The sequence below is a fragment of the Kitasatospora sp. NPDC088779 genome (assembly GCF_040685395.1).
GTDB lineage: Bacteria > Actinomycetota > Actinomycetes > Streptomycetales > Streptomycetaceae > Kitasatospora.
Genome location: NZ_JBFBHW010000036.1, coordinates 21,181 through 37,197, shown reverse-complemented (window position 1 = coordinate 37,197; position 16,017 = coordinate 21,181). Strand labels below are relative to the sequence as shown.

Genomic DNA, 16,017 nt, shown 5'->3' with positions numbered 1-16,017 from the left:
GCCTCCTGTCGATCCTGCGGTTGGATCCTGGCGGAGGGGCAGTGGTCGGGGCTCAGCCGAACGGCCTGGTCTCCGGGCCCGAAGCCTCCGCCGCGTCGGTCTCCGTCGCTTCGTCCGGGGTGGACGGGAGGCTTTCCGGGGCGAAGGGGTTGAAGTCCGGCGGAGGCACCATGACCGGCGTGCCCTTCCGCGGGGCGTCCTGCGCGGGAGCAACCTGCGCGGGAACGGCCGGCGGTGCGGAGGGCGGCGGTGGGACGGCCGGGCCCTGCGCCGCGAGCGTGGTGCCGAACGGGTCCGACTGGTCGGCCGTCACCGTGCCGAACGGGTCGGTGGCCGGGGCGGCCGCCGCCGGGGACGTGTCCGGGGTGGACGGGAGGCTTTCCGGGGCGAAGGGGTTGAAGTCCGGCGGGGGCACCATGACCGGCGTGCCCTTCCGCCTGGCCGGCGCCGCCTGTGGCTCGGCGTCGGCCGGGGAGGCCTCCGCGACGGGCGCGAACGGGTTGAAGTCCTCGGGCGGGAGCTGCGCCGGCACCTCTTCCGGCTCCTTCTCGACGGGAGCGGGAGTGGGAGCGGCGGCAGGCGTGGCGGGCACGGGCGCGCGCACGGCGCCGGACACCTCCCCGTCCCAGCCGAACTGAACGCTCTTCAGCAGCTCCGCGAACGCCTGCGTGTACAGGTCCCAGTCCTCCGGCTGCGCCGTGGACAGCTGGACACAGAGCACGGTGCCGCCGTCCGGCAGCGGGACGAAGGCCTCGACCGCCGAGGTGACCACCCAGCGCCGCTGCCCGTCGGCGGACAGCGGCCCCGGCACCGGGACGGTCCGTCCCTCGACCAGGACGGCGGCCGGCCCGGCCGGCAGCAGGACCGTCCACACCTCGGCGTGCCGCCGGACGGTGGCGAGCTCGGTGGCGAGCGCGGTGATCGGCAGCGGGTGCCGGGCGAGCGAGACGACCAGGGCGGCGTCGGAGGGCCGGCCGTCCACGTCCAGCGCGCAGACGCCGGCGTAGACCGTGCCGGCGTCGTGGACCAGGTCGGCGAGGGTGGCGGAGATGACCGCGAAGTCGCGGCGCTGCTCCGGACCGTCACCGCTGAACAGCTCCTCGGCGACCTCGGCCAGATGCCCGGTCAGTTCCTCGGCGGCCGCGGCGGTGGCCGGGTCGACGCCGTCCGCCCCGCCCGCCGGCGCGGGCACCGTACGGGAGCAGACCCCGGCCGGACCACCGGGGGAGGTCAGCGGGTGGAAGCCGGGCGGGACCACCAGCCGGACCTCGGCGCCCGCGCCGGTGGCCAGTTCGACCGGCTGGCGGGTCTGCTGCCCAGCGGCCAGCGCGGCCAGCGCCGGGGCGAACGGAGGGCGCAGCTTGGGGTCGGCGAATTCGCCGGTGACCGGCAGTTGGAACAGCGCGGCCGAGGTGGTGCCCCGGTCGGCGATCGCGCCGCGCACCGCCCCGCCGCCGTAGCGGGTGTGGAGGGCGGTGGTCACCCGGTCGGCGACCCGGGCGCCGGTACCGGGGCGGGCCGTGCCGGCGGTGAGCACCGTGCCGAGCCGGTCCACGGCCGCGTGCACCGGGCCGTTCGGGGCCAGCGGGAGGCCGAACAGCGCCTCGGAGGCGGGGTGTTCGGCCGGACGCAGGGCGCTGAGCGAGGCCGCCGGATGGCGGGAGGTGCGCTCGTCGAAGAGGGCGTCGGTGAGCGTGCCGAGGGTCGCGCAGACCTGCTCCGCCGCCGCGAAGGGATTGGCCTCCGCGCTGAACTGGACGTCCTGGGTCAACTGTTGAGCCCCCCGCTCTGCTGCGTCTGCGGTCCGCTGGTTCGGGTGGGTCCGCGCGCGCCGTGGCGGCGTGCCGTCGGATCCGTGCTCATTCCTATCAGAGCCCGCTGTCGGGACCGAACCGGCGGATCACCCGATGGGAGCCGCGGCCGTTTCGCCCGTGGCCTGCGGGGACGTTTCGCCGGACGGTGCGGTGGCGAGCGCGGTGACCGCCTCGGCGATCCCGGGGACGGCGAACAGTCCGGCGAGCTCCCGCACCAGGCGCCCGGTCGGGCCGTCAGGACGCTCGTCCGCGAAGAACGAGGCGAGTTCGGCGGCGAGCGCCGGCTCCCGGGCGGCGGTGAGGGTGAGGGAGGCGACGAACTCCTGCACCAGGTGCAGCTGCAGGTCCTCCAGCGGCACCGAGCGTTCGGCCAGCCACTCCAGCGAGGTGATCTCGGCGTTGGCGATCCAGGCCCGGACGGTCAGCCGTAGCCCGGGGCTCGGCGCGGGGATCGCCAGGTGGGAGAGGATCTGGTCGTGGGCGGCCCGCCGCACCTCGTCGATCACCGCCGAGGTGCCCGCGCTGGCCGCCACCGAGCCGCCGCGCAGCAGCGCCGCGAAGCCGGGCCCGTGGCTCTGCACGAAGTCCAGGTAGCGGCCCATCACCCGGTACAGCCGCTCGGACAGCGGCCCGTCGGCGGCCTCCTCGAAGCGCGCCGAGAGCTCCCGCCCGGCCCGCCGCAGCGACTCCTCGTACAGCGCCTGCTTGCCGGGGAAGTAGTGGTACACCAGCGGCCGGGAGGCCCCCGCGGCGGCGGCGATGTCGTCGATCGACACCTCCTCCGGCGGGCGGCGGCTGAACAGCTCCAGCGCGACGGCGATCAGCTGCTCGCGCCGCTCGTCCACGCTGAGCCTGCGGCGCGGCCGCTCACCGGCAGCCGCCCGGGCCGGTGCCCGGTCCGGCGCCTGGCCTGCCGCCCGGGCCGGTGCCTGCTCCGGCGCCTGGCCCGCCGCCCGGGCCGGTGCCTGCTCCGGGGCGGGGGTCCGTGCAGCGCGGGCGGCCGTCGGCGACGGCGTACGGGAGGCCATGCGCGCCACCCTATCCGCCGTCCGGGGCGGGGCCTACGCGGCGTGGAGGTCCAGGTAGCGGCGGTAGGCCTCGCGGCCGTCGGGGACGAAGTGGTCGCGGGCGAGGCGGTCGGCGAGCTCGGCGGGGGTGAGCCAGGCGTGCCAGGCGACCTCGGACTCCTGCGGCTGGACCGGGCCGTCCCACTCGGCCTCGTACATGTCGCTCCACCAGGAGAGCCGGTCCTGCCGGAAGAGGAACTTGAAGAGCGGACGCGGGCTGATCCCGTGCACGCCGAGCTCCTCCTCGGCCTCGCGTACGGCGGCCTCGGTGTACGTCTCGCCGGAGCCGACCACGCCGCCGACGAACATGTCGTACGCGCCGGGGGCGAACAGCTTGGTGTCGGTGCGGCGGTGGACGAAGATCCGCCCGGCCGGGTCGCGGACCAGGATGAAGACGCACCGGTGGGTGAGCCCCTGCCGGTACACCTCCCCGCGCAGCGCCGTCCCGATCACCCGGTCGTGCTCGTCGACGACGTCCAGCAGTTCTTCGGCAGGGTTGGTCATGATGGACAGGTTAGGGTTTCGGGGCCCGCTTCGAACGCTTTTCGAGTGCGATCCGAGCTCGATTCGCATGTGATGCGCACTGTGATGCGCATGCGATTCGTGTGCGATCCGACGCGGGCGGGAACGCGGGAACCGGACAGGCTGAGGGCGGCGCGCGGTGGTGGAGATCTGGGGAGAGACGGCCGAGGGGTTCGAGCCCGTACGGGAGGCCTTCGCGCGGAACTTCCGCGAGTACGGCGAACTGGGCGCGGCCTTCGCGCTGTACGCGCGCGGCCGCAAGGTGGTCGACCTGTGGGGCGGTGACGCCCGGCCCGAGGTCGGCGGGCGGCCCGCGCCGGCGGTGCCCTGGACGGCGGACACCGCCCAGGTGCTGCGCTCGGTCACCAAGGGCCTGACCGCGGCCACCGCGCTGCTGCTGGCCGAGCGCGGCCTGCTCGACCTGGACGCCCCGGTGGCCTCCTACTGGCCCGAGTTCGCGCAGGCCGGCAAGGGCGGGGTGTCGGTGCGCTGGCTGCTGTCGCACCAGGCCGGGGTGCCCGCGCTGGACGTGCCGCTGCGGTTGGAGGACGTGCTGACCTGGGAGCGCGCGGTGGCCGCGGTGGCCGCGCAGGCGCCCGCCTGGGAGCCGGGCACCGCGCACGGCTACCACCCGTACACCTTCGGCTGGCTGGTCGGCGAGGTGGTGCGGCGGGTGAGCGGGCGCACGATCGGCCAGTACTTCGCCGAGGAGATCGCCCGGCCGCTCGGGCTGGACCTGTGGATCGGGCTGCCGGCCGGGGCCGCGCCGAGGGTCGGCCGGCTGGTCGACCTGCCCGCCCCGGAGGCGGCCCGGACCGGGCCGAGCGGGCTGCGACTGCGACCCAAGCAGTCCGTCCGGGACGCCTACCAGGACCCGGCCTCGCTGACCGCGCGGTCCTTCGCCTCGGTGCGCCCCGGGGTGGACCTCAACGACCCGGCGGTGCAGGCCGCCGAGATCCCCGGCGCGGGGGGCATCGGCACCGCCCGCTCACTGGCCCGGTTCTACGCGGCGCTGATCGGCGCCGCCGACCGCCCGGACGGCTCCGGCGCGCTGCTGCCGCCGCTGCTCGGGTCCGGGGTGCTGACCCGCGCGGCCGGGCCCGAGGTGAGCGGGCCGGACCGGGTGCTGATCGTCAACTCTACTTTCGGCCTGGGCTTCTGGCGGCACGGCCCGACCGCGCCGATGGCCTCCCCGGCGAGCTTCGGCCACCCCGGCCGGGGCGGCTCGCTGGGCTTCGCCGACCCGGAGCTCGGGCTGGGCTTCGGCTACGTCACCAACGGCATGCAGCCGGGTGTCACCGGCGACATCCGCTCGCGCAACCTGATCCGCGCGGTGCGGGGGTGCCTGGGGCTGTCCGGGTAGCGGCGGGCCCGGTCCCGAGCCGTCAGGCCTGGCCGGTCTCGAAGCGGGTGATCTTGGGGCCGGTGAGGGTGAAGCGCCAGGCGGTGCGCATCTCGCCCCAGGTGTCGTTGGTGAAGTTGGCGATCAGCGCGTGGCCGCCGTCCGATTCGGTCTGGACGTCCATCCGGCCGCGGACGGTGAAGATCTCCTTGTCGATCCACTGGGGCAGGTCGCGGTCGGAGCCGTCGTCGGACATGGTCGCGTCCGGGGTGAGGGTGGCCAGGAAGGCGTCGCGGTCGCCCGCGTTGACCGCGGCGACGAAGGCGCGCACGGTGGGGTCGGAGAGCTTGGCGGGGGAGATGGTCATCGGGACTCCCGGGGGTGAGGGACGGGGAGTCCTGTTTACGGCGTTCGCCGGGTGTGTTCGGGCATGTCGGCGGCGCGTCGAGAAAATCGCGCATTCATGTGCTTAGATCCCGAAATGGGCGTTTTGCCCTACGGAGGGTTGCGCAGCGTGGACGTCCCAGCGGGCGTTCGCGGTGCGGCCACGGGGAGTGGCGGCGGAGCGGGAGGCCGGGACCGGTCTCCCGCTCCGTGTTTCGTGAAGGCCGTGGCCTAGAAGAGGCCGACCGCGTCCGGGGAGTAGCTGACCAGCAGGTTCTTGGTCTGCTGGTAGTGCTCCAGCAGTGCCTTGTGGTTCTCCCGGCCGATGCCGGAGTTCTTGTAGCCGCCGAAGGCCGCGTGGGCGGGGTAGGCGTGGAAGCAGTTGGTCCACACCCGGCCGGCCTGGATGGCGCGCCCGGCGCGGTGGGCGGTGTTGAGGTCGCGGGTCCAGACGCCCGCGCCGAGCCCGTACTGGGTGTCGTTGGCGAGGCTGATCGCCTCGGCGAAGTCCTCGAAGCGGGTGACCGAGACGACCGGGCCGAAGATCTCCTCCTGGAAGACCCGCATGCTGTTGACGCCCTCGAACACCGTCGGCGCCACGTAGTACCCGCCGGCCAGGGCGCCGCCGAGGTCGGCCCGCTCGCCGCCGGCCAGCAGCTTGGCGCCCTCGGCCTGGCCGATCTCGAAGTAGGAGAGGACCTTCTTCAGCTGTTCGGCGCTGGCCTGCGCGCCGACCTGGGTCTCGGTGTCCAGCGGGTCGCCCTGGCGCATCGCGCGCACCCGCTCCAGACCGTCGGCGAGCAGCCGCTCGTAGACCGAGGACTGGATCAGCGCCCGGCTGGGGCAGGTGCACACCTCGCCCTGGTTGAGGGCGAACATCGCGAAGCCCTCGACCGCCTTGTCGTAGAAGGCGTCCGAGGCGTCGGCGACGTCCGCGAAGAACAGGTTGGGGCTCTTGCCGCCGAGTTCCAGCGAGACCGGGATCAGGTTGTCGCTGGCGTAGCGGGCGATCAGCCGGCCGGTGGTGGTCTCGCCGGTGAAGGCGATCTTGCGGATGCGGTTGCTGGAGGCCAGCGGGGCGCCGGCCTCCTCGCCGAAGCCGGTGACGATGTTGACCACGCCGGGCGGCAGCAGGTCGGCGGTCAGCTCGGCCCACAGCAGCACCGAGGCCGGGGTCTGCTCGGCGGGCTTGAGCACCACCGCGTTGCCGGCCGCGAGCGCCGGGGCGAGCTTCCAGACCGCCATCAGGATCGGGAAGTTCCACGGGATGATCTGGCCGACCACGCCCAGCGGCTCGTGGAAGTGGTACGCCACGGTGTCCTCGTCCAGCTGGGACAGGCCGCCCTCCTGGGTGCGCAGCGCGCCCGCGAAGTAGCGCAGGTGGTCGACCGCGAGCGGGAGGTCGGCGGCCAGCGTCTCGCGCACCGGCTTGCCGTTCTCCCAGCTCTCCGCGACGGCCAGCCGCTCCAGGTTCGCCTCCATCCGGTCGGCGATCCGCAGCAGCACCTGGGCCCGCTCGGCGGGCGGGGTGCGGCCCCAGCCGGGGGCGGCGGCGTGGGCCGCGTCCAGCGCGGCCTCGATGTCCTCGGCGGTGCCGCGGGCGACTTCGGTGAACACCTCGCCGGTGACCGGGGTCGGGTCGCCGAAGTACTCGCCGCGCGCCGGCGGGGTCCAGCCGCCGCCGATCCAGTGCTCGTACCGGGAGCGGTAGGCGACGATGCTGCCGGGCGTGCCGGGGGGCTGGTAGACCGTCATGCTCTGGTGTCTCCTCGCGACGTCGGGCGCCGCCCGGACCGGGTGGCGGGGGCGGCGCGCCGGGCCGCGCCCGGCGCGGGGCGGCCCGGCGGGAGGGTGCGGACACGCAATTCGGGGCGGAGGCCCGCCGGGGCGTCCGCCGTCGAGCACGATAGCCGCCCGGCGCGGGGCGCGGCTACGGTCCGTGCGCCCGGCCCGTACGGAGGGTGCGCGTTCCGGCCGTCGCGCGGGGGCGCGCACCGTGTCTCCGCGCTCCGATCGGGACGGTGTCAGACCGCGTGGTAGCGGCCGGTGCGGGACTCCCAGTACAGGTAGCCGGCGAGCCAGGTGACCAGCCCGTCCGCGTACCGCTGGGCGATCGTCCGTTCGACTCGGGAGAGGCCCAACTCCCGGTAGACGTCCGGCAGTCGGCCGTGCAGGTCCCGGCAGCGCTCGACCATCAGCTGCGCCTCCTCCAGCACCACCGCGCAGGCCTCCTCGGCCGAGCAGCGGCGCTCGCGTTGGACGATCATCACCAGGTTGTTGACGTCGCCGCGCGGGGCCTCCAGCGGGAACGACCGGACGTCGTTGCTGAGCGAGGGGATGTCGGCGGCCAGCTGGCGCAGTTGACGCAGCACCGGGTGGTGCAGGACGGCGGCGGGGACCTCGAACTGGCCGAGGCGTTCGACCATGTCGAAGATGGTCTCCATCGCCGCGGTGCCTCGTCTGAGCACCAGGTAGCCGTCGCGGTCGGGTGGCCGGGTGGAGATGCGGCCGGCGGCCTCGGCGGGGTGACTGGCCAGGTACCACTCCCAGTTGTACGCGGCGCGGGCCTGCCAACGGGCGGGCATGCCGCGCACGCTGCGGTCCCAGAGGTCGGCGAAGGCGGTCTCGACCGGCGAGTCCTGGTCGGGGCGGGCGCCGTGCAGGACGGCGATCAGCCGCTCGCAGATGGGGGCGACCTCCGTCGGGCGGCGGCCGAGCGGGCCGTCGAACTGGTCGTCGAAGAGGAAGTAGAAGCCCATCAGGTCGGCGGCGAGGGAGAGTTCGTCCGGGCTGGTGTCGGGGTAGCCGAGGGCGGCGAGGTCGACCACCTCCCAGTGGGCGTACCCGGGGTGGTCGACGTCGGGGAGCAGCGGGTGGCGGACCAGCCAGTCACGGTGCAGTGCGGTGGCCTGCGGGCCGTGCGGGCTGCGGCGGTGCGGGAACGGAATCTGAAGTGAGGTGTCGTCAGACATCGGACTCCCGGTGCGGCGAAGGGTGGGGGCACTAGTGGTTCGAACGCTCGGTGTGGGGGGAGTTGACGCGGCGAGGCTTCCGGGGAGAGGGTGGTAGCGAAAGATCATCTTCGCCTCGCGGGCCGTAGGGTATCTGATGTAATGATCGGACGTTAGGGGTATAGGGCAATTGCCCTTGGCAAGGCGTCCGAACCCTCACCGTCCGCCCCAGCCTGCGCGAATGCCCCACAGTGAGTGCCACGCAGCGCTAACCTCGGCTCCACGGGCAGTGATGCGAGCAGCGACACGGGCTGTGACGCGAGTGGCGAGGCGGAGGCACGACGGTGACCGAGCAGGACAACGAACTTCGGACGGGATCAGGTTCCGGCCGGGACGGCGACAGCACCTCGCCGAGGGTCAGGCTGCGCGACCGCGACGCCGAACTGCGCTCCGTCGAAACGGCCGTCGACAAACTCTGCTGCGAATTCGCGGCCGGCGGCACCGAGATCGGCGAACTGCTCGCCTTCTCCGGCCGCCCCGGCATCGGCAAGACCAGCCTGCTGCACGAGGTCCGACGGGTCGCCAAACTCCGCGACCGCGCCACCGTGTTGTTCGCCCGCGGCGGCGAACGCCAGTTCAACGAGCCCTACCACGTGCTGCGCCAGCTCCTCCAACCCCTCCTCACCAGCCTGGAGCCCGACGAGTTCCGCCAGGTCATGGGCACCTGGGAGGAGGTCGTCGGACCGGCCATGGGCCTCAAGCGGCCCAAGGCCGGCGCCCGCCGCCTCGACCCCCAGGGCGTGCGCGACGGCCTCGACTACGTCCTCACCCAACTCGCGCCGCGCCGGGCCCCGCTGGTCATGATCGTCGACGACCTGCACTGGGGCGACCACGAGTCGCTCTCCTGGCTCACCCAGTTCGCCGTCCGCTCCCGCGAACTGCCCGTCCTGCTCGTCTTCGCCTTCCGCGAGGACGAGAACGACTGGCCGACCGAGATCCAGCAGCACCGCAAGGCCGTCCTCGGCCTCGCCACCAGCAAGCACGAGCTCAACCGGCTCTCGCTGGTCTCCGTCACCGACATGATCCGCGCCGAACTCGGCGACAAGGCCGAGGACGCCTTCTGCTACGAGTTCTGGAACGTCGTCAACGGCAACCCCTTCGAAGCCGTCGCCCTGCTCGACCAGGTCCGCGACCAGGACCTCGAACCGGTCGAGGAGAACTCCCAACAACTGCGCGAACTCGCCGTCGACGCCACCGGAATGACCCTCAAGAGCTGGATCGACCGGCTCGGCTCCGGCACCCTGCGCTTCGCCTGGGCCTGCGCGATGCTCGGCACCGACATCCGGGTCGACCTCGCCACCCGGATCTGCGCCCAGACCACCGAGGGCGCCCGCGACGCCATCAAGCAGCTGCGCAAGCAGCGCGTGCTCACCCAGACCCCCAACGGCAACCTGGAGTTCGTCCACCCGCTGATCGGCAGCTCGATCTACAACACCATGCCGGAGGCCACCCGCACCGGCATGCACGGCGTCGCCGCCGCCGAGATCGAGAACGCCGGACTCGGCCTGCTCGCCGCCTCCCGCCACCTCGTCGAGACCTTCTCCGGCGAGGGCGACGACAAGACCGTCCGCAAACTGCGCCGGGCCGCCGTCGAACACCTGCTGATCGGCGCCCCCGAAGCCGCCCAGCGCTGCCTGCACCGAGCCCTCAACGAACCCCCGGCCGACGACATCCGCGCCGAGGTGCTGTACGAACTGGGCTGCTCCGCGCTGCTCACCGACCCCGTCGCCACCGTCAACCAGCTCAAGCTCGCCCTCGACCCCGACGAGGGGCCGCTGCGCCCCGAACTGCGGGTCGACGCCACCTTCCGGCTCTCCGAGGTGCTCGCACACAGCGGCGAACTGCGCCAGGCCGCGGTGGTCTGCCAGGACGAGGCCGAGCAGACCGCCGACCCGGCCGGCCGACTCCGGCTCCAGGCCGCCTCGTTCATGTGGCACGCCTTCCGCAAGTCCGAGGACGACGGGCCCGGCCGCTCCACCCGGCTCGGCCTCATGTGCGACGGCCTCAGCACCCGCGACGCCGCCGACCGGGCCGTCCTCGCGATGCGCGCCTGGGACCTCACCCTGCGCGGCGCCCCCTCCGCCGAGGCTCTGACCTACGCCGACTCGGTCCTCGACGCAGGCCGACTGCCCAAGGGACTCGGCTGGACCAACAGCACCTGGGGCTTCGAACTGCCCTCCATGCTCGGCCTCACCTACACCTACAACGACCGCATCGCCCAGGCCGAGCGGCTGTTCGCGGACGCCATCATCCAGTTCGAGGTCGCCGGGTGGAGCGGTGCCCACCGGGGCTTCGCGTACTTCCTGATGGGCCTCGCCCGCTTCCGCCGCGGCCTGCTCGCCGAGGCCGAGGACTTCCTGCGCCGCGCGCTGCGACTGTCCGAGCGGATCGGCCCCAAGCTGCCGCTCGCCTGGGACGCCGTCGGCGTCCTGGTGGACACCCTGCTCGCCCGCGGCCGGACCGAGGAGGCCTGGGAACTCGCCGTCAAGTTCGGCTTCCACCCGCCGTACCACGCGACCGCGATGGTGCTGCCCGACGCGCCCTCGCTGTACGGCAAGCTGCTGATCGCCAAGAAGCGCTACGCCGGGGCGGCCGCCGCACTCACCGAGGCCGGCGCCCAACTGGAGGCCCGCGGCTGGCACAACACCGTATGGGCGCCCTGGGCCGGCCACCTCGCCATCGCGATCGCGGCCGACGAGCCCGACCGGGCCCGCGAGTACGCCCACAAGGCCGTCCAGGACGCCCGTACCTTCGGCACCGCCTCGGCGATCGGCACCGCGCTGCGGCTGAACGCCCAGATCGAGGACGGCCAGCAGGCGGTCGAACTGCTGGAGCAGGCCGTGATGTACCTCGGCCAGTCGCCGGCCGGGTACGAGCACGCCGTCGCGCTGGTCGACCTCGGCGCCGCGCTGCGCCGGGTCGGGCGGCTGGAGGACGCGCAGGAGTACCTGTACCAGGGCATTGAACTGGCCCAGCACTGCTCGGCCGAGGGGCTGGTCGACCAGGCGCGGCGGGAGCTGGCCAACTACGGCCTGCGGCCCAACCGGCTGGGGCTGCGCGACTTCCGGGAGACGCTCAGCCAGCCCGAGTGGGAGGTCGCCAACCTCGCGGTGCAGGGCGTGCCGCCGCAGCGCATCGCCGACGAGCTCGGCGTGCACCTCAGCCTGGTCAACCGTCGACTGGCCGCGGTCTACCGCAAGGCGGGCAGCGGGCCGGACGGCCTGGCCTCCGCCCTTGGGCTGCCGACGCAGCCGCGCGGGGCCACCCGGCCGGGGGCGGAGCCCGAGGAGGAGTAGCCGTGGCGGCCCGGGCGCGTGGGCGGCGGGCGCCCGGGCGGCGCGCGGAGGCACGGGAGCGCTCCCGGGGCGGTCGCCGTCGCTAGGCTGACGCAGACGTGGGGGTCGCCGCGGCGACCCCCTGGACGGACCCGGAACCGGGGCGGTCACGGCACCCGCGACCGCCAGTGAGGAGCAGGCCATGGCGAGCGAGGCCACCAGCGTGCGGCACGAACCCCTCGACCCCTCGGGCGCGGGCGCCGCGATCGAGCGCTGGACGCTCTCCGCCGGCCCGTACGAGGCGAGCGTGCTCACCCTCGGCGCCACCCTGCACACCCTCACCGGCCCGGACCGCGCCGGGCGCCCCGCCCAACTGCTGCTCTCCACCGACCAGCTGACGCAGATCCTCGGCCCGGCCCGGCACTACGGCACCGTGGTCGGCCGGTACGCCAACCGGATCGACGGCTCCAGGATCACCATCGACGGCGAGGAGCACCCGCTCGCCCCGACCGGCGGCGGTATCACCATCCACGGCGGGCCGGACGGCTTCGCGCAGCGGATCTGGGAGGCCGACGGGATCGAGGGCGGGGTGCGGCTGCGGCTGCACAGCCCGGACGGCGACCAGGGCTTCCCCGGTGCGCTGGACGTCACCGTCTCCTACACCCTGGACCCGGCCGGCGAGCTGGTGATCGCCTACCGCGCCGCCACCAGCAAGCCGACCGTGGTCAACCTGACCAACCACGCGTACTTCAACCTTGCGGGTGAAGGGAACGGCGACGTCCTCGGCCACCTGCTCACCCTCGACGCCGACGCCTACACCCCGGCCGACGAGCGGCAGATCCCGTACGGGCGGACCGAACCGGTGGCCGGCACGCCGTTCGACTTCACGGTGGCCACGCCGATCGGCAAGTCGGTGCACGACGACCACCCGCAGCTGGCCGGGCCCGGCGGCTACGACCACAACTGGGTGCTCCGGGCCCGGCCGGCCGACGGCGGCCCGGCCCGGGCGGCGCTGCTGGAGGACCCGGTCAGCGGGCGCACCCTGGAGGTGCTGACCACCGAGCCGGGCGTCCAGGTCTACACGGCCAACAAGTTCCAGGGCGCGGTCACCGGCGCGAGCGGCGTCCCGTACGGGCCGTTCGCCGGGATCGCGCTGGAGACCCAGCACTTCCCGGACTCCCCGAACCACCCGGCGTTCCCGAGCACCGTGCTGCGGCCGGGGGAGGAGTTCCGCTCGACGACCGTGCTGCGGCTGGGCGTCAGCTGAGCGCTCCGGGCGCGTCCGGGGTGAGGTCCCGCTGGGGGTCCTGCCGGGGGTCCCGTGCGAGGTCCCGGCGCATGCAGAGCCGGGGCCAGCGGTCGAGACCGTGCTCGGCCTCCTTGCGGCGGATCTCCCGCAGGCCCGGGGTGAGCTCGTGGTCGGCGAGCGGGCGGAAGCCGCAGCGGGCGTAGTAGGGGGCGTTCCAGGGGACGTCGGCGAAAGTGGTGAGGGTGAGCGCGGGGGCGTCGGTGCCGGCCGCGAGGTGTTCGATCAGTGCCCGGCCGATGCCCCGGCGGGCGTGGTCGGGGTGGACCGACACCTGTTCGATGTGCAGGGCGCCGTCCACCGGCTCGGCGAGCAGGTAGCCGGCGATCGGACCGGGACCGGGCTGCTGGGGCAGGTCGGTCCCGTGGGGCAGGTCGGCCGCGTCGGGCAGGTCGGTCCCGTGGGGCAGGTCGGTCGCGTCGGGGACGGCGACCAGGGCGACGCCCGCGTCCAGGTAGTGGGCCAGCTCGTGCGGGGCCGGTGGTTCGTCGTCGGCGATCTCCGGCATGCCGATCGCGGCGAAGGGGGCCCCGGCGGCCCGCTCCAGTTCGCACAGCAGCGGTAGTTCGTCCCTCATGGCGGCTCTGATACGCATGCGTTCAGTCTGCTGCAAGCGGTTTTCGGCCAGGGATGGTGGTGCTCTCGGCCATCCGGTACCGGATCGAAACGGGTGAACCCGGACATTTGGTCGCACTGTCAACTACCGTGCGGCTACGTCCAGGACACGTGGGCGTAACGATCGCCGTTTCTTGCAGAAACTTGCTGCAAGGACTTTCCGTCGCTATTGCACCGCTGTTAACTTCCTTCCGAGCCCGACGGCAGCAACGGTGCAGTCGGCACGAGGCAGCCATTATGCGCCTGTCTCCGAAGATCTCGGGCACCCCCACCCTCCCAAGGAGTTCTCATGCGGCGTGGCATCGCGGCCTCTGCCCTCGTTGTGGCCCTCGCGGTCTCGATGGCTGCCTGTGGCAGCAGCGGCTCCAGCTCAAACGGCAAGGCCGACGGGCCGGTCACCCTCACCTACTGGGACACCTCGAACGCCACCAACGAGGCGCCGAACTACCAGGAGCTGGTCAAGAAGTTCGAGGCCGCCAACCCGAACGTCAAGGTCGACTTCGTCAACGTCCCGTTCGACCAGGCGCAGAACAAGCTCCAGACCGCCATGGGGGCCAAGGGTGCTCCGGACGTGTTCCGCTCCGAGGTCGGCTGGACCGCCGCCTTCGCCAAGGCCGGCTACCTGGAGCCGCTCGACGGCACCCCGGCCGTCGCCGACACCTCCGCCTTCCAGCCCAGCCTGATCCAGCAGGCCAAGTTCGACGGCAAGCTGTACGGCGTGCCGCTGGTCACCGACACCCTGGGCCTGCTCTACAACAAGGAGCTGTTCGCCAAGGCCGGCATCACCGACGCCCCCAAGACCTGGGACGAGCTGAAGACCGACGCCGCCGCGCTCAAGGACAAGGCCGGTGTCGACGGCTTCTGGCTGAAGGCCGCGGACGGCTACTACGCGATGCCGTTCCTGTTCGGCGAGGGCACCGACACCGTCGACGCCGCCGGCAAGAAGATCACCGTCACCTCGCCGGAGGCCGTCAAGGCCATCGAGACCTACAAGACGATGTTCACCGCGCCCGGCATGGCCAAGGCCGACGTCACCACCGACGCCTACGCGCACATGATGGACGCCTTCAACAACGGCAAGGTCGCGGCCATCGTCCAGGGCCCGTGGGAGATCACCAACATCTACAAGGGCGCCGCGTTCGCCGACAAGAACAACCTCGGCATCGCGCCCGTCCCGGCGGGCTCCAGCGGCAAGTCCGGTGCGCCCACCGGCGGGCACAACATCTCCGTCTACGCCGGTGCCGACCAGGCCCACAAGGCCGCCGCCGAGAAGTTCGCCGCCTTCATGACCTCGGCGGAGAGCCAGGCGTTCATCGCGCAGAAGAACTCCACCCTGCCGACCCGCTCCGACGCCTTCACCGCCGACGTCAAGGCCGACCCCGGCATCGCCGGCTTCCAGGCCGTCCTCGGCAGCGCCAAGCCGCGCCCCGAACTGCCCGAGTACAGCTCGCTGTTCTCCTCGCTCGGCACCAACCTGGGCAAGGCCGTCCAGGGCACCGGCACCCAGGACGCGCTGAACACCGTCGCCACCGACTACGCCAAGCTGCTGCCGGGCTTCGCCAAGTAGTCGCCGTCGGCCGTCCGGGCCGCCGCCGCTCTCGCGGCGGCGGCCACCCGGCGGGCCCGGCGGCCGGACCCGCTCTCCCCGAGACTTCCCCCCGAGAAGGTGTCAATCGATGTCAGTCGCCGTGCAGGGCGCCACCGGCAAGGGCAGCCCGGAGCGCGAGCAGCGTCCGGGCCTGCTGGAACGCGTCAAGCGCTCCTACGCCAAGCACTGGTACGCCTACGCGATGATCGCCCCCGTGGTGCTGGTCCTCGGTGCGCTGGTGCTCTACCCGCTGGTCCAGGGCCTCTGGCTCACCCTGACCGACGCCAACAGCCTCAACGTCGCCCGCAAGATCGGCGTCAACGAGATCCCGGCCAGCTACAACTTCGTCGGCTTCCACAACTACGCCGACATCCTGTGGGGCCCCGGCTCGTACGACCGCTTCTGGTCCCACTTCGTCTGGACCATCGCCTGGACGGCCATCTGCGTCCTCCTGCACTACACCCTCGGCCTGGGCCTCGCCCTGCTGCTCAACAAGAAGCTGCGCGGCCGCGCCGTCTACCGGATGCTGCTCATCCTGCCCTGGGCCGTGCCGACCTTCGTCACCGTCTTCTCCTGGCGACTGATGCTGTCCGACGGCGGTGTCGTCAACAGCATGCTCTCCTTCCTCCACCTGCCCGAACCCGGTTGGCTCACCGACCCGTGGGCGCAGAAGTCCGCCGCGATCCTGGTCAACACCTGGGCCGGCGTGCCGTTCATGATGATCTCGCTGCTCGGCGGCCTGCAGTCGATCCCGGCCGAGCTGTACGAGGCCGCCGAGATGGACGGCGCCACGCCGTGGCAGCGCTTCCGGTACGTCACCCTGCCCGGGCTGCGGGCCGTCTCCTCCACCGTCGTCCTGCTCGGCGTGATCTGGACGTTCAACCAGTTCAACGTCATCTTCCTGCTCTTCGGCACCGGTGCGCCCGACGCCCAACTGCTGGTCACCTGGGCCTACCGGCTCGGCTTCGGCCAGATCCCCCGGGACTACGCGCAGTCCGCCGCCTACGGCGTGATCCTGCTGTCCATCCTGATCGTCTTCACCGCCTTCTACCGGCGCTGGCTCGCCCGCAACGAGCAGGCCAACGGCTGAGGC

12 protein-coding genes are annotated in these 16,017 nt (G+C 72.9%); 5 read left to right on the top strand and 7 right to left on the bottom strand.

What is annotated here, in order from left to right; translation table 11 throughout:
• Nucleotides 1-52: 52 nt before the first annotated feature.
• The 3 genes from AB0P03_RS28335 to AB0P03_RS28325 form a co-directional block, all read right to left on the bottom strand.
• The gene (locus tag AB0P03_RS28335) at nt 53-1,771 is read right to left on the bottom strand and encodes a hypothetical protein (protein ID WP_363631509.1); all 1,719 of its coding nucleotides are present in this window, start codon (nt 1,769-1,771) and stop codon (nt 53-55) included.
• A gap of 129 nt (nt 1,772-1,900) precedes the next feature.
• Entirely contained in the window at nt 1,901-2,659 is a 759-nt protein-coding gene (locus tag AB0P03_RS28330; RefSeq protein WP_363631521.1) for a TetR/AcrR family transcriptional regulator, read from the bottom strand.
• Nucleotides 2,660-2,875: 216 nt separating this feature from the next.
• On the bottom strand, nt 2,876-3,385 hold the full coding sequence (locus tag AB0P03_RS28325; protein ID WP_363631507.1) for an NUDIX domain-containing protein: 510 nt from the start codon (nt 3,383-3,385) through the stop codon (nt 2,876-2,878).
• Nucleotides 3,386-3,542: 157 nt separating this feature from the next.
• Between AB0P03_RS28325 and AB0P03_RS28320 the strand changes: the two genes are divergently transcribed.
• A complete protein-coding gene (locus AB0P03_RS28320) occupies nt 3,543-4,766 on the top strand; it encodes a serine hydrolase domain-containing protein (protein WP_363631505.1) in 1,224 nt (407 codons plus the stop codon).
• 22 nt (nt 4,767-4,788) lie between these two features.
• Here AB0P03_RS28320 and AB0P03_RS28315 read toward each other — a convergent pair whose 3' ends face one another.
• The 3 genes from AB0P03_RS28315 to AB0P03_RS28305 form a co-directional block, all read right to left on the bottom strand.
• A complete protein-coding gene (locus AB0P03_RS28315; RefSeq protein WP_363377241.1) occupies nt 4,789-5,112 on the bottom strand; it encodes a nuclear transport factor 2 family protein in 324 nt (107 codons plus the stop codon).
• Between the two features lie 248 nt (nt 5,113-5,360).
• Nucleotides 5,361-6,884, bottom strand: a complete 1,524-nt coding sequence (locus tag AB0P03_RS28310; RefSeq protein ID WP_363631503.1) for an aldehyde dehydrogenase family protein — start codon at nt 6,882-6,884, stop codon at nt 5,361-5,363.
• 269 nt (nt 6,885-7,153) lie between these two features.
• Entirely contained in the window at nt 7,154-8,101 is a 948-nt protein-coding gene (locus tag AB0P03_RS28305; RefSeq protein ID WP_363631502.1) for a terpene cyclase, read from the bottom strand.
• 323 nt (nt 8,102-8,424) lie between these two features.
• Here AB0P03_RS28305 and AB0P03_RS28300 point away from each other — a divergent pair, with 323 nt between their 5' ends.
• Together AB0P03_RS28300 and AB0P03_RS28295 are read left to right on the top strand one after the other, a co-directional pair.
• Nucleotides 8,425-11,436, top strand: a complete 3,012-nt coding sequence (locus tag AB0P03_RS28300; protein WP_363585887.1) for an AAA family ATPase — start codon at nt 8,425-8,427, stop codon at nt 11,434-11,436.
• Between the two features lie 181 nt (nt 11,437-11,617).
• The gene (locus AB0P03_RS28295) at nt 11,618-12,682 is read left to right on the top strand and encodes an aldose epimerase family protein (protein ID WP_363631500.1); all 1,065 of its coding nucleotides are present in this window, start codon (nt 11,618-11,620) and stop codon (nt 12,680-12,682) included.
• On the opposite strand, the gene AB0P03_RS28290 is transcribed toward AB0P03_RS28295, so the two are convergent.
• Nucleotides 12,675-13,316, bottom strand: coding sequence for a GNAT family N-acetyltransferase (locus tag AB0P03_RS28290; RefSeq protein ID WP_363585889.1), 642 nt, complete (start codon nt 13,314-13,316; stop codon nt 12,675-12,677). The genes AB0P03_RS28295 and AB0P03_RS28290 overlap by 8 nt on opposite strands.
• Nucleotides 13,317-13,625: 309 nt before the next feature.
• Between AB0P03_RS28290 and AB0P03_RS28285 the strand changes: the two genes are divergently transcribed.
• The gene (locus AB0P03_RS28285; protein WP_063350123.1) at nt 13,626-14,903 is read left to right on the top strand and encodes an extracellular solute-binding protein; all 1,278 of its coding nucleotides are present in this window, start codon (nt 13,626-13,628) and stop codon (nt 14,901-14,903) included.
• A 109-nt stretch (nt 14,904-15,012) separates the two neighbouring features.
• Nucleotides 15,013-16,014 (top strand): sugar ABC transporter permease, encoded by a 1,002-nt coding sequence (locus tag AB0P03_RS28280; protein ID WP_363585890.1) that lies wholly within the window; start codon nt 15,013-15,015, stop codon nt 16,012-16,014.
• Nucleotides 16,015-16,017 lie beyond the last annotated feature (3 nt).

What these genes read in the sequence shown, in the direction of transcription:
- AB0P03_RS28280 (WP_363585890.1), top strand. Translation starts at nt 15,013, where the DNA reads ATGTCAGTCGCCGTGCAGGGCGCCACCGGCAAGGGCAGCCCGGAGCGC.
- AB0P03_RS28290 (WP_363585889.1), bottom strand. Translation starts at nt 13,316, where the DNA reads ATGCGTATCAGAGCCGCCATGAGGGACGAACTACCGCTGCTGTGCGAA.
- AB0P03_RS28315 (WP_363377241.1), bottom strand. Translation starts at nt 5,112, where the DNA reads ATGACCATCTCCCCCGCCAAGCTCTCCGACCCCACCGTGCGCGCCTTC.
- AB0P03_RS28310 (WP_363631503.1), bottom strand. Translation starts at nt 6,884, where the DNA reads ATGACGGTCTACCAGCCCCCCGGCACGCCCGGCAGCATCGTCGCCTAC.
- AB0P03_RS28285 (WP_063350123.1), top strand. Translation starts at nt 13,626, where the DNA reads ATGCGGCGTGGCATCGCGGCCTCTGCCCTCGTTGTGGCCCTCGCGGTC.
- AB0P03_RS28305 (WP_363631502.1), bottom strand. Translation starts at nt 8,101, where the DNA reads ATGTCTGACGACACCTCACTTCAGATTCCGTTCCCGCACCGCCGCAGC.
- AB0P03_RS28325 (WP_363631507.1), bottom strand. Translation starts at nt 3,385, where the DNA reads ATGACCAACCCTGCCGAAGAACTGCTGGACGTCGTCGACGAGCACGAC.
- AB0P03_RS28295 (WP_363631500.1), top strand. Translation starts at nt 11,618, where the DNA reads ATGGCGAGCGAGGCCACCAGCGTGCGGCACGAACCCCTCGACCCCTCG.